Here is a 12,794-nt window from a genome sequence, read left to right on the forward strand (position 1 = left end):
CAGGCCCCGCGTCGGGTCTAGGGTCCGCTCCGACCCGCCCGTGGGGGGTGGAACCGAGGATAGAGTGATGAAAAGACTGCTTATCGGGGCCGCGGTCGGCGCCCTTCTGCTGCCGGCCGCCGCCCTGGCCCAGGACGTCGATCACGACCACGCCTGCCTGGACGAAACCTGCTCCGTCGTCTCGCTCTTCTCGGGCGAAGAGACGGCCGCCGGCTGGCAGGGAACCCAGGCGCCCAAGTACGGGACCTGGGGCTTCGACATGGCCGGCCGCGACACCTCGGTGAAGCCGGGCGACGACTTCTTCCGCTACGCCAACGGGACCGCGATCGACAAGATCGTCATCCCATCGGACCGCACCAGCTACGGCTCCTTCGCCCTGCTGCGCGAACTGTCCGACAACCGGATGAAGGAGCTGGTGCTGGGCCTGGCCGCGCGCACCGATCTGACGCCCGGCTCCGACGAGGCCAAGGTGGCTGACGCCTATCGCTCCTACATCGACGAGGCGCGGATCGAACAGCTGGACGCCCAGCCGCTGCAGCCCTATCTGGCCGCCATCCGCGCCGCCGACAGTCATGAGAAGATGGCCGTCTACATGGGCCAGACGGTCGGCCGTTTCGGCGGCTCCTTCTTCGGCAGCGGCATCACCATCGACGCCAAACAGCCGACGCGCTACGTCGTCTCCACCGGTCAGTCGGGCATCGGCCTGCCGAACCGCGACTATTATCTGGACGCCCGCTACGCCGACAAGAAGGAGAAGTACCAGGCCTATGTCGCCGACATGCTGGGCATGATCGGCTGGGCCAATCCGACCGAGACCGCCGCCCAGATCGTCGCCCTGGAGACCAAGATCGCCGAGGCCCACTGGAGCCCGGTCGAGAACCGCAACCGCGACCGCACCTACAACGAATACACCATCGCTCGCTTGGCTGAAGACGCGCCGGGCTTCGCCTGGCAGTCCTATTTCGACGCGGCCAAGCTGGGCGGCGTTCCGCGCCTGATCGTGCGTCAGGACACGGCCATGCCCAAGATCGCGGCCATCTACGCCGAGACGCCGGTCGAACTGCTCCAGGCCTGGGAAGCCTTCCACACCGCCGACGACATGGCGCCCCTGCTGTCCAAGCGGTTCTCGGACGCCCAGTGGGGCTTCCGCGCCCGCGACCTGTCGGGCCAGCCCGAGCAGCGCACCCGCGAGAAGCGGGCCATCTCCTTCGCCGAGGGTTCGCTGGGCGAGGCGACGGGCCGGCTCTATGTCGCCCAGTACTTCCCGGCCGAATCCAAGGCCAAGATGGAAGAGCTGGTCGCAAATCTGCGCACGGCCCTGTCGCACCGGATCGACAACCTGACCTGGATGGGCGACGAGACCAAGGCGGCCGCGCAGGAGAAGCTGCGCAAATTCACCGTCAAGATCGGCTATCCCGACAAGTGGCGCGACTATTCGGGTCTCGAGATCCGCGCCGACGACCTGGTCGGCAACGCCGAGCGTCGCGGCCTGTTCGAATGGAACTACGATCTGGCCCGCCTGGACGAGCCGGTCGACAAGTCCGAGTGGGGCATGACCCCCCAGACGGTCAACGCCTACTATAACTCGGCCAATAACGAGATCGTCTTCCCGGCCGCCATCCTGCAGCCGCCCTTCTTCGATCCGAACGGCGACCCGGCGGTCAACTACGGCGGCATCGGCGGGGTGATCGGCCACGAGATCGGCCACGGCTTCGACGACCAGGGCTCCAAGTCCGACGGCGACGGCGTGCTGCGCAACTGGTGGACGGCCGAGGACAAGGCCAATTTCGAAGCCCTGACCGCCCGTCTGGGCGCCCAGTACGCCACCTATGAGCCGATCGCCGGCTATAAGATCAATCCGGGCCTGACGATGGGCGAGAACATCGGCGACGCCTCGGGCGTGGCCGTGGGTCTTGAAGCCTATCACCTGTCGCTGAACGGCCAGCCGGCCCCGGTGCTGGACGGCACAACCGGGGACCAGCGCTTCTTCTACGGCTGGGCCCAGGTCTGGCAGTCGAAATATCGCGACGAGGCCCTGAAGCAGCAGGTCGCCACCGATCCCCACTCGGCCGCCCAGTTCCGGGTCATCGGCCCGCTGCGCAACGTCGACGCCTGGTACGACGCCTTCGACGTCCAGCCGGGGACGAAATACTATCTGACGCCGGAAGAGCGCGTCCGCATCTGGTAGGTCGCCGGATCGCAAAACGGGAAAAGGCCGGGGTTCGCCCCGGCCTTTTTTCATGAGCCCTTGGACACATCAGACTGAAAATTGGTCGATGGCCGCGACAGTTTCTGCAAATTTTCGATGTCGGCCTGGACTCCAGACGCGAAAAAGCCCGCTGCGGGGGATACATCGCAGCGGGCTTTCGCGCTCTTTAAAGAGCGGACGTTTCCTCCCCGAAACGCCTTCGAGTGCTGCGCGCTTGAGCAACGCTTGCCCTCGAGTGAGTTCATTTGACGCAACCCCCCCGAGGTCGTCAACGGGCTTCTCGGACGGAATCGAACTTTCTTCGACTTATCGTCGATAACTCACCCTGCTCAGAGTTATTTATCGAAGCTTATTCGATAATGGCTCGAAGGGCGCCGACCAGTGCCGTTCGGGCGACACGCATCTGCCCCGGCCGTTGCGCCTTCCAGGCGTCATTGTCGGCGATGGCGGCGGCGGCGGCGCGCCCGGCGTCCAGGTCCTTGATCGTGACCTCGCCGGCGGCGATCTCGTCCCCGCCCAGGATGACGACCGCAGGCGATCCGCGGCGGTCGGCGTATTTCATCTGGGCCTTCATCCCGGCCCGTCCCAGATAGAGTTCGGCCGCGATCCCCGCGCCGCGCAGTTCGGCGACGGCCGTCAGATAGTGGGCCATGTCCTCTTCGGAGAAGACGATGACCACGACCGGCCCGCGCACGGCGTCCTCCGCGCCGCGTCCGGCCGCGCGCAGGGCGGAGGCGAGGCGCGAGACCCCGAAGGAGAAGCCGGTCGCCGGGGTGCTCTGGCCGGTGAAGCGCGCGACCAGGTCGTCATAGCGGCCGCCGCCGCCGATGGAGCCGAATCGCACCGGCCGCCCCTTGTCGTCGGTCGTCTCCAGCAACAGCTCCGCCTCGAAGACGGCGCCGGTGTAATACTCAAGGCCCCGCACGATGGTGGGGTCGAACTTCACGGCGTTCTGGCCCACCGACATGGCGTTCAGCGCCCGGTCGATCGCCGCCAGTTCGCTCAGCGCCGCATCGCCCGCCGCCCCCAGGTCGCCGGACCGGGCTACGGCCTCCAAGGTCGCCGCCCGGGACAGGCCGGGCGTGTTGGCGGACGCCAGAAAGGCCTCGATTGCGCCCGTGACCTTTGGGGGCAGCCGCGCGCCCTTGGTGTAGTCGCCGGACTCGTCCAGTCGCCCTTCGCCCAGCAGCTGAACCACGCCTTCCCAGCCCAGCCGGTCGAACTTGTCGATGGCGCGAAGGGCCGTCAGACGCTGACCCGCGTCGGTCACGCCCCCCGCGTCGAACAGGCCGTCGAACAGTTTTCTGTTTGAGACGCGGATCTGGGCCTGGCCCGCGTCCAGGCCGGCGGCGCCCAGGCCTTCGCAGGCCATGGCGATGATCTCGGCGTCGGCCTCGGGCCGGTCCGAGCCGACGGTGTCGGCGTCGCACTGCCAGAACTCGCGGAACCGGCCCGGACCCGGCTTTTCGTTTCGCCACACCGGCCCATAGGCGTAGCGGCGGAACGGCTTGGGCAGGGTCTCCCAGGTCTGGGCGGCGAACCGGGCCAGGGGGGCGGTGTGGTCGTAACGCAGGGCCATCCATTCGCCCGGCTCGTCCGAACCCGCATCGTCCTGAAGGGCGAACACCCCCTCATTGGGCCGGTCGGCGTCAGGCAGGAACTTGCCCAGGGCGTCGGCGTATTCGAAGGCCGGCGTCTCCAGCGGCTCGAAGCCCCAGCGCTCATAGACTTCCGACACGCGCGCCACGATGCGGCGTTCGGCGGTCAGGTCGCGGCCGCGCTTGTCGGCGAAGCCGCGTGGATTGCGGGCGAGGGGGCGAGGAGGGGCGTCGGTCATGCCGGGCGCTTAAGCCAAGGGGCGGCGCGGCGCAAATGCTCCGGCGCCGAGTGGCGGCGCCGTCTTTGCCTCAGCCTGTGCAATATACTGACCTTAAAGGAAAAACGCCTACACAGACGGAACAGGCGTGGGCCGTCGCCGTTTCAGCGCCATGATCCCCCACGCCCTTGTCTTCACGCGGACCTGCAGAACCTCCGACCGGCGGACCATCCGGTGGTATGAGTGCGAACTGATCGACGACCAGGGCGCGCGCCGTCTGCGAAACCGGGCCTTCTTCTCGCTGGACGAGGCCAAGTCCTGGGCCTCGTCCGAAGGCTATCCGGTGGACGACGCTGACATCCAGGACGCGCGATGATCGGCGCCGCCCCCTCGGGTCCGCTCGACGCCTCGGCCTTCGACACCCCGCGCATCCTTCTGGCCGGCGCCGTAGACTACGCCATGTACGACCGGTTCCGCGACCGACTGACCCAGGCGCCCGACAGCGGTCTGGTGGTGATCGAACTGTCCACCCTGGGCGGCGATCCGGAGGTGGCGCGGATGATGGGCGAGGACGTGCGGTTTCAGAGCGACATCAACCCCGCGCGCCGGCTGGTCTTTCTGGGCAAGGCCGCCATCTATTCGGCCGGCGCGACCTTCATGAGCTTTTTTGCGGTGGAAAACCGCTATCTGACGCGCGGCGCTCGGGTGATGATCCATGAGCGAAAGATGGACAAGACGCTCCACATCGCCGGGCCGCTGACCACCTGCATCGCCTCGGTCAAGGCGATGCTGAACGAACTTGAGCACTCCATCGCCATCCAGAACGAAGGGTTCGAGAACCTGGTGCGCGGCAGCGCCGTCACCATGGACGAGGTGCTTCGGCGCGCGCCGGAGAACTGGTACATCGAGGCTCAGGAGGCGAAGGCCCTCGGCCTGGTCGCCGGCGTGCTGTGACCCCGCGGCGTCAGTCCCCCAGGGTCTCCACCGTCAGATTGCCGTTGGTGTAGACGCAGATTTCGGCGGCGATCTTCATGGCCTTGCGGGCGATCGCCTCGGCGTCCAGATCGGTTTCCTCGATCAGGGCGCGGGCCGCCGACAGGGCGTAGTTGCCGCCCGAACCGACGGCCGCGACCCCATGCTCCGGCTCCAGCACGTCGCCCACGCCGGTGACGGTGAAGATCGACGTCTTGTCCGCCACCAGCAGCATGGCCTCCAGCCGCCGCAGATAGCGGTCTGTGCGCCAGTCCTTGGCCAGATCGACGCAGGCCCGGGCGAGCTGGTCCGGGTACTGCTCCAGCTTGGCCTCCAGGCGTTCGATCAGGGTGAAGGCGTCGGCCGTCGCCCCGGCGAACCCCGCCAGAACCTTGCCGCCGGCCAGGGTCCGCACCTTTCGCGCCGCGCCCTTGACGATGGTCGGTCCCATCGAGACCTGACCGTCGCCGGCGATCACCGTGCGGCCGTTTTTGCGAACCGCCAGTATCGTGGTGCCGTGCCAGTCGGGAAAATTGGATTGGGTCATGGTCCGCAGATGGAGCGGCGGCCCGTCGCGATCAAGCCTCGCTCGCCTGTTGAGGGGTGTGTCACATTTCCTTGGCCTTACCTGGCTACCGCAGAGGTTCCGGCGTCCGTCAGCCTTAACCTAAGCGAGAGCGGCGCCGGCCGCAGTGTGCGATGGGTCGAACCAAGGGGGCTTCGTTAACCCTCTCGCTCCTAGAGCCTTTTTCGTCGGTCGAGTTGTTAAGCGTATGAGTACCCTATGAGTTTGTTTCGCATCTTCTATGTCAGCGACGCCGTGGGCGACGCGGGCGCGGGGCTTCTGCCCTTGATCGACATCATCGGGGCCTCGGATCGGAACAATCGGCGCGACCACGTGACCGGTTTCCTGCTGCGGCATCAGGACCGATTCTTCCAGCTGCTGGAAGGCGGGCGGGTTGATCTGGAGCGGTTGATGGGCCGGCTGGCGGCCGACCGCCGTCATCAGAATATTCGGGTCCTGGTCGATACGCCGGTGGACCGGCGTCTCTTTCCGCAATGGGCCATGGCCCAGATCGACCCCCTGCCCAGTCTTGAACCGATCTTGACCCGTTTGGCCGGGACGCGGCTCCTGTCGGAAGTGACCTTCGAAGTGGATCAGGTGATCGCCGACGCCCGTCTGGCCCTCGATGGGACGCGCTGACGGGGCCGCACGCGCCATTCCACCGCCCTCGCCGACGGTCTAGAGACGGGCATGGCCTTTTCTGACGATGAAGTCGAACGCTACGCCCGCCATCTGGTGCTGGCCGAGGTCGGAGGGCCGGGGCAGCAGGCGCTGAAGCGCGCCCGCGTCCTGGTCGTCGGCGCGGGCGGGGTCGGAGCGCCGGCCGCCCTCTATCTGGCGGCGGCGGGCGTCGGGACGTTGGGCCTGATCGACGACGACGTCGTGGCCCTGTCCAATCTTCAGCGTCAGATCCTTTTCGCCACCGCCGACGTGGGTCGGGCCAAGGTGGAGGCGGCGCGGGACCGATTGGCCGGCCTCAATCCGCATGTCGCGATCCAGACCTTCGCCGAACGTCTGACGCCCGAAAACGCAGCGCGCCTGATCGCCGACTTCGATCTGGTTCTGGACGGGACCGACGACTTCGCCACGCGCCATACGGTCAACGCCGCCTGTGTGGCGGCGGGCAAGCCCCTGGTCTCGGGCGCCCTGGGTCGGTGGAGCGGTCAGGTGGGGGTGTTTGCGGGTCGGCCCTGCTATCAGTGCCTGACGCCCGAGGTTCCGCCGGATGCGGAGACCTGCGCGCGCGTGGGGGTCGTCGGCGCCCTGGCGGGGGTGATCGGTTCGATGGCCGCCCTGGAGACGATCAAATGGATCGTAGGCGCGGGTCAGAGCCTTCAGGGGCGGCTGCTGATCTATGACGGCCTGGCGGGAACGGCGCGAACGGTGCGGATCGCGCCTGATCCCGCATGCCCGGTTTGCGGCGGCTGATTTGTCCGACTCAGGCGGCGGTTTCGAACCGCACGTCGTCCAGGGCCAACTCGGGCAGGGGAGCGGCGAAGCCCAGGGCAGGATTGCTGAGCACCGTCACCAGCCGCTCGCCGCAATAGAGGCAAAGAGTTTCGAATCCCGGCCAAGTCGCCGCCACATCGGCCAGGGCCCGGTCGGCGGCGCGATCGTCCTCGGCCTTCAGAACGCAGATGTCACGCACCGGAACACCCGGCAGGTTGACGATACAATAGTAGGAGTCCAACGCACGCTTCCCTTACAGGCCGCCGAAACGATCCCTGATCGCGGCGGTTCCTCCAGTGATCGGCGTTTTCGACAGGGGTGTGAGGCCCCCCCGACAGTCCTGTGAAATCGCAGGTCCTAAAGCATCGCCGGAATGACCCGGTCGGGCGGGCGATGGCCGTTCTGGAAGGTCATGACATTGGCGATGACCCGGTCGCCCATGTCCTGGCGCGCCTCCAGCGTCGCCGAACCGAGGTGGGGCAGGAGGACGACGTTGGGATGGCCCATCAGGCCCGGATGGATGGCCGGCTCATGTTCGAATACATCCAGGCCCACGCCGGCGATCGCCCGCGCCGCCACCGCCTGGGCCAGAGCCGCCTCTTCGATCAGTTCGCCGCGCGCGGTGTTGATCAGGATGGCATGGGGCTGCAGCCGCGCCAGGCGTTCGGCCGACAGAAGATGATGGGTCTCCCGTGTGGCTGGACAGTTCAAGGAGACGATGTCCATCCGCGCCAGCATCTGGTCCAGGTCGTCCCAATAGGTGGCGCCCAGCTCCTCGGCGATCAGGTCCGAGACGGGCTTGCGATTGTGGTAATGCACCTGCAGGCCGAAGGCCTTGGCGCGACGGGCCAGGGCCTGGCCGATCCGGCCCATGCCGACGATCCCCAGCCGCTTGCCCCACAGCTTGCGCCCGCACATCCAGGTCGGGGTCCAGCCCTCGAAACGGCCTTCGGCTACCACCTGGGCCCCTTCGACGATGCGGCGGCTGACGGCCAGGATCAGGCTCATGGCCAGGTCGGCCGTATCCTCGGTCAGGACGCCGGGCGTATTGGTGACGATGATGCCGCGCGTCACGGCCGCCTCGACGTCGATATGGTCGACCCCGGCGCCGAAGTTGGCGATCATCTTCAGCTGTTCGCCGGCGCCGTTGATCAGGTCTGCGTCAATGAGGTCGGTGATGGTGGGCGCCAGGACCTCCGCCCGCTGAACCGCCGCCTCCAGCGCCGCCCGGTCCATCGGCTGGTCCTTAAGGTTCAGCTCGGCGTCGAACAGTTCGCGCATCCGCGTTTCGACCGCGTCCGGCAGGCGTCTGGTTAATACGACCTTAAGCTTGCGAACGGACATTGCGGGCCTTGGTTAGCGGGCGATGGTTCAGGATCGAAGCCCGCGCGACGGGTCGTTCCAACTGTGTCTAGCAAAGCCGCCGCCATCTTCCAAAGCCTGCGACGCCGCACCGCCGTCGCCCTGGCCGTTCTGGGCCTGGGGGTGATGGCCGGCGCCGGCGCGACCATGCCCGATGGGCGCCCCACCCCGACGGGGCTGGAGGTGCCGCGCTGGATCTCGCTGAAGTCCTCCCACGTCCGCGCCCGCCAGGGGCCGGGGCTGGATTATCCGATCCTGTGGGAGTATCGCGCCGCCGGCCTGCCGGTCCAGGTGATCGCCGAGACGACCGAATGGCGAAAGATCTGCGATCCGGACGGGGCCGTGGCCTGGATTCACCGCACCGTCTCTTCCGGCCGCCGCTATGTCTTCAACACCTCGGCCGAAGAGGTGATGATCCACGCCGGCAAGTCCCAGGCCTCGGCGGTCCGTGCGCGCCTGTCGCCCCGGTCCCTGGTGTCGCTGGACGAATGTGAGGACGGCTGGTGCCGGGTGCGGGCGCGCCGCCTGCGCGGCTGGATTCAGGAAAGGGCCGTCTTCGGCGTCCAGCAACGCGCGCTATGCAACGCCAACCGGCCTGCGGGAACCGGTCGAGGCTGAAGGGTCGATGACCGCCGCTGTTGAGCGAAGCGGCGCGGTCGTGTAACCCGCAGGCAACAGCAGACCTGACGGAATCGCCTTGACCCAGTCCCAATATCCCTCGTCCTTCGATCACGAGGCCCTTCTCGCCTCCGGGCGCGGCGAACTGTTCGGTCCCGGCAACGCCCAACTGCCTGCGCCGCCTATGTTGATGTTCGACCGGATCACCCAGATCACGGCCGACGGCGGCGCCCACGGCAAGGGCTATGTGGAGGCCGAGCTGGATATCCATCCCGACCTCTGGTTTTTCCAGTGTCACTTCATCGGCGATCCGGTCATGCCCGGCTGCCTAGGTCTGGACGCCATGTGGCAGCTGGTCGGCTTCTATCTGGGCTGGATCGGCGGGCCCGGCCGCGGCCGAGCGCTCGGCGTCGGCGAAGTCAAGTTCACCGGCCAGGTGACGCCGGACATCAAGAAGGTCGTGTACAAGATCGACCTGAAACGGGTGATCAATCGCAAACTGGTCATGGGCATAGCCGACGGCGTGCTGGAGGCCGACGGCGAGGTCATCTACACCTGCAATGACATGCGGGTGGGACTCTTCGGCGCCGCCAAGGACGAGCAGGCGGGCGCCTGAACACCTATATAACCGCGGACAGCGCGGAAGACCCCCAGGGTCGAGAAGCTAGAGTAAGGAAACACCATGCGTCGTGTCGTCGTCACCGGCCTGGGCATCGTCTCTTCCATCGGCCACGGCGCCGAAGAGGTGACCCAGTCCCTGCGCGAAGCCCGTTCGGGCGTCGTCCATGCGCCTGATCACGCCAAATACGGCTTCCGCAGCCAGGTCTGGGCCCCGCCCAAGATCGGCCCGTGGGAGGAACTGGTGGACCGCCGCGCCGCCCGCTTCCTGGCCAACGGCACGGCCTGGGGCCATATCGCCTTCGAAGAGGCGCTGAAGTCGTCGGGCATGACGGCCGAGGAAATCCGGGACGACCGCATCGGCCTGATCGTCGGCGAGGGCGGCCCCTCGACCCAGGTCATTCTTCAGGCCGCCGCCACCACGGTGGAAAAGACCTCGCCCAAGCGGATCGGACCGTTCGCCGTGCCCAAGGCCATGGCCTCAGGCCCCTCGGCCGTGCTGTCGACCTGGTTCCAGATGCGCGGCGTCAACTATTCGATCAGCTCAGCCTGCGCGACCTCCGCCCACTGCATCGGCGCCGGGGTCGAACAGATCCAGTGGGGCAAGCAGGACGTGGTCTTCGCCGGCGGCTGCGAGGACATCGACTGGTCCATGTCGAACATGTTCGACGCCATGGGCGCCATGTCGTCGAACTTCAACGAGACCCCCTCGGTCGCCTCGCGCGCCTATGACGTCAACCGCGACGGCTTCGTCATCGCCGGCGGCGCCGGCATAGTGGTGCTGGAGGAATACGAGCGGGCCAAGGCGCGCGGCGCGACCATCTATGCCGAGGTCACCGGCTATGGCGCCAATTCCGACGGTTATGACATGGTCGCCCCCTCGGGCGAGGGCGCCCAGCGCTGCATGAAGATCGCACTGGAACAGGCCGGCAATCCGAAGATCGACTATCTGAACCCGCACGGCACCTCGACCCCGGTCGGGGATTCGAAGGAAATGGAGGCCGTGCGCGCCGTCTTCGGCGATCAGATGCCGATGATCTCCTCGACCAAGTCCCTGACGGGCCACTCGCTCGGCGCGGCGGGCGCTCAAGAGGCCATCTACTGCCTGCTGATGATGCAGAACGGTTTCGCCGCCGAGAGCGCCCATATCGAGACCCTTGATCCGGCCTTCGAGGGCATGCCGATCCTGCGTCAGCGCCACGAGGGCGAGCTGACCCACGTCATGTCCAACAGCTTCGGCTTCGGCGGCACCAACGGAACCCTGATCCTGTCGAAGGTTTAAGAGCGGAGGGGCGACCCTCCGCCCTTAGGTAGTGTCCCTCAGCCCGGCGAAAGCCGCGGTTAGGGAATCCCGTGCATGCTGCAGGCCGGGAGAAACACAAGAATGCACGCGCGTTACGCACGGATCGCCGAGGCCAGGCAACGCGAAATTAAGGTCAGGGTCGGCTTCGCCGTCTTCATCGCCTGCACCGTCTGGGCGCTAGCGCCGTCGAAATGGCCGGCGATCTGGCTGGCGCTGGTCTTCGCCGGACAGTCGGCCGACTGGATCGTCTTCGGCGCCATCCGCAGGCTGGGAGGGGGAACGCCCTCGCGGGGGCTCAGGATCGCCGCCTGCATCAGCCTGTTCGTAAACAGCATCTTCTATTCCGCCATCGCCGCCTATCTGTGGGCGGACGGGGGTGGGTCCCAGATGGTGTTCGGCAGCATCCTAATCGCAGGGGCGCTGCTTCATGTGACCATACACCTCTATCATGAGCGTGAAATCCTCATCAGCGCCGCCACGCCGCCCGTCGTCTACTTTCTGGCCCTGCCCGTCATCCACGGCTATGTCCTGGGCCAGCCGACCGATCTTCTCGTGGCCGTGGGTTGCGTCCTGTACATGACCCATCTGCTGGTCGCGGTGCGGCAGAGTTCACAGACCAACCGCGCCATTCAGATCGCCAACGACCGAGCTCAGGAGGAGCGCCGCAGGGCCGAGGTGGCCAGCGCCGCCAAATCCGACTTCCTCGCCGTGGTCAGCCACGAAATCCGCACCCCCATGAATGCGGTGGTCACTTCGGCCAATCTGTTGGAACGGTCCCAGCTCGATCCGGCGCAGAAAGAGCACGTGGTGATGCTCAAGGACGCCAGCGAGGTTCTGATCGGCCTGTTGAACGACGTTCTCGACTTTTCGAAGATCGAGGCCGGAAAGATGGAGCTGGAAGAGGCGCCCGTCGATCTGGTGGACAAGCTGAAGGCTCTCGAGCGGATGTGGGCGCCCAAGGCGCAGGCCGCCGGCGTCGCCTTTGAGGTCTCCCTGCCTGACGACCTGCCGCGCCACGTGCGGACCGATCCGCTGCGGCTGCAACAGATTCTGTTCAATCTCGTCTCGAACGCCGTCAAGTTCACGGCGACGGGACGGATCGAGGTCCGGGCCCGCTGGAACGCCGCCCTGGGCCGGTTGACCGTCGCGGTGACCGATACCGGATGCGGTATTCCCGACGACCGCCTGCCCTATGTCTTCGACGTGTTCGAACAGGTCGATGCGGGGGTGACGCGCCGGCACGGGGGCTCAGGCCTCGGCCTGGCCATCACCTGCAAACTGGCCCAGCTGATGGGCGGGTCCGTGTCGGTCGAAAGTCGATTGGGAGAAGGCTCGATCTTCACGGTCGATCTGCCGATGGGGATCGCCGCCGCCCCCTCGGCGACCCTGGCGGTCAGCGCACCCTCGACCTTCGCACACGGGCTGGACATTCTGGCGGTGGACGATCACCCCGTGAATCGTCGGATCGTGGCCCTGCTGCTCGAGCCCATGGGGTGTGTCCTGACCTTCGCCGAAAACGGTCAGGAGGCTGTGGAGGCGGCGGCCCTGCGCCGGTTCGACGCCATTCTGATGGACATGCAGATGCCGGTTATGGACGGATTGACGGCGACGCGGGCCATTCGCTCGGAAGGGCCCAATGCCGGCACGCCGGTCATCGCCCTGACGGCCAACGCCCTGGAGACCCATCGCGCGGCGTGGGCGACGGTGGGGGTGGACGACTTCGTCACCAAGCCGATCGACCCGGCGCGCCTCGCCTCGGCGCTGGAGGCGGCCGTGCGAGGCGAGGCCGCCTTGGCCGCGACGGCCTGAGCGGCGCGCAATCGGATCAGCGCGCCGGGGCGGCGCCGTCTCCGACAAGGCCGGCCTGAGGCCGTGGTCCCGC

At 67.0% G+C, this 12,794-nt stretch carries 13 protein-coding genes; 9 read left to right on the forward strand and 4 right to left on the reverse strand.

Annotated features, from left to right (window positions below; genetic code table 11):
• Positions 1-67 precede the first annotated feature (67 nt).
• Entirely contained in the window at positions 68-2,188 is a 2,121-nt protein-coding gene (locus BSP_RS03865; RefSeq protein WP_054764544.1) for a M13 family metallopeptidase, read from the forward strand.
• Positions 2,189-2,558: 370 nt separating this feature from the next.
• Here BSP_RS03865 and hisS read toward each other — a convergent pair whose 3' ends face one another.
• Positions 2,559-4,046, reverse strand: coding sequence for a histidine--tRNA ligase (hisS, locus tag BSP_RS03870; protein ID WP_152949358.1), 1,488 nt, complete (start codon positions 4,044-4,046; stop codon positions 2,559-2,561).
• A 127-nt stretch (positions 4,047-4,173) separates the two neighbouring features.
• Between hisS and BSP_RS03875 the strand changes: the two genes are divergently transcribed.
• Together BSP_RS03875 and BSP_RS03880 are read left to right on the forward strand one after the other, a co-directional pair.
• A complete protein-coding gene (locus tag BSP_RS03875) occupies positions 4,174-4,401 on the forward strand; it encodes a hypothetical protein (RefSeq protein ID WP_224761157.1) in 228 nt (75 codons plus the stop codon).
• Entirely contained in the window at positions 4,398-4,979 is a 582-nt protein-coding gene (locus BSP_RS03880; RefSeq protein ID WP_152949359.1) for a peptidase S14, read from the forward strand. Before BSP_RS03875 ends, BSP_RS03880 begins: the two co-directional genes overlap by 4 nt.
• Positions 4,980-4,989: 10 nt before the next feature.
• Here the strand turns inward: BSP_RS03880 and hslV are convergent, their stop codons facing one another.
• Positions 4,990-5,544 (reverse strand): ATP-dependent protease subunit HslV, encoded by a 555-nt coding sequence (hslV, locus tag BSP_RS03885; RefSeq protein ID WP_152949360.1) that lies wholly within the window; start codon positions 5,542-5,544, stop codon positions 4,990-4,992.
• Between the two features lie 237 nt (positions 5,545-5,781).
• On the opposite strand from hslV, the gene BSP_RS03890 reads away from it, so the two are divergent.
• On the forward strand, positions 5,782-6,201 hold the full coding sequence (locus tag BSP_RS03890; RefSeq protein WP_152949361.1) for a BLUF domain-containing protein: 420 nt from the start codon (positions 5,782-5,784) through the stop codon (positions 6,199-6,201).
• A gap of 51 nt (positions 6,202-6,252) precedes the next feature.
• Positions 6,253-6,990, forward strand: a complete 738-nt coding sequence (locus BSP_RS03895) for a molybdopterin-synthase adenylyltransferase MoeB (RefSeq protein ID WP_054764549.1) — start codon at positions 6,253-6,255, stop codon at positions 6,988-6,990.
• 10 nt (positions 6,991-7,000) lie between these two features.
• Here the strand turns inward: BSP_RS03895 and BSP_RS03900 are convergent, their stop codons facing one another.
• Together BSP_RS03900 and BSP_RS03905 are read right to left on the reverse strand one after the other, a co-directional pair.
• On the reverse strand, positions 7,001-7,252 hold the full coding sequence (locus BSP_RS03900) for a hypothetical protein (protein ID WP_054764550.1): 252 nt from the start codon (positions 7,250-7,252) through the stop codon (positions 7,001-7,003).
• A 116-nt stretch (positions 7,253-7,368) separates the two neighbouring features.
• Positions 7,369-8,355, reverse strand: a complete 987-nt coding sequence (locus BSP_RS03905; RefSeq protein WP_152949362.1) for a D-glycerate dehydrogenase — start codon at positions 8,353-8,355, stop codon at positions 7,369-7,371.
• Positions 8,356-8,418: 63 nt separating this feature from the next.
• Between BSP_RS03905 and BSP_RS03910 the strand changes: the two genes are divergently transcribed.
• The 4 genes from BSP_RS03910 (at position 8,419) to BSP_RS03925 (ending at position 12,721) form a co-directional block, all read left to right on the forward strand.
• Positions 8,419-8,991, forward strand: a complete 573-nt coding sequence (locus tag BSP_RS03910; RefSeq protein WP_224761158.1) for an SH3 domain-containing protein — start codon at positions 8,419-8,421, stop codon at positions 8,989-8,991.
• 79 nt (positions 8,992-9,070) lie between these two features.
• Positions 9,071-9,607, forward strand: a complete 537-nt coding sequence (fabA, locus tag BSP_RS03915) for a 3-hydroxyacyl-[acyl-carrier-protein] dehydratase FabA (RefSeq protein WP_152949363.1) — start codon at positions 9,071-9,073, stop codon at positions 9,605-9,607.
• A 66-nt stretch (positions 9,608-9,673) separates the two neighbouring features.
• Positions 9,674-10,891 (forward strand): beta-ketoacyl-ACP synthase I, encoded by a 1,218-nt coding sequence (fabB, locus tag BSP_RS03920; protein WP_152949364.1) that lies wholly within the window; start codon positions 9,674-9,676, stop codon positions 10,889-10,891.
• 102 nt (positions 10,892-10,993) lie between these two features.
• Positions 10,994-12,721, forward strand: coding sequence for an ATP-binding protein (locus BSP_RS03925; protein WP_194166999.1), 1,728 nt, complete (start codon positions 10,994-10,996; stop codon positions 12,719-12,721).
• Positions 12,722-12,794 lie beyond the last annotated feature (73 nt).

It is taken from the genome of Brevundimonas sp. Bb-A (assembly GCF_009394735.1).
Taxonomy (GTDB): Bacteria; Pseudomonadota; Alphaproteobacteria; order Caulobacterales; family Caulobacteraceae; genus Brevundimonas; species Brevundimonas aurantiaca.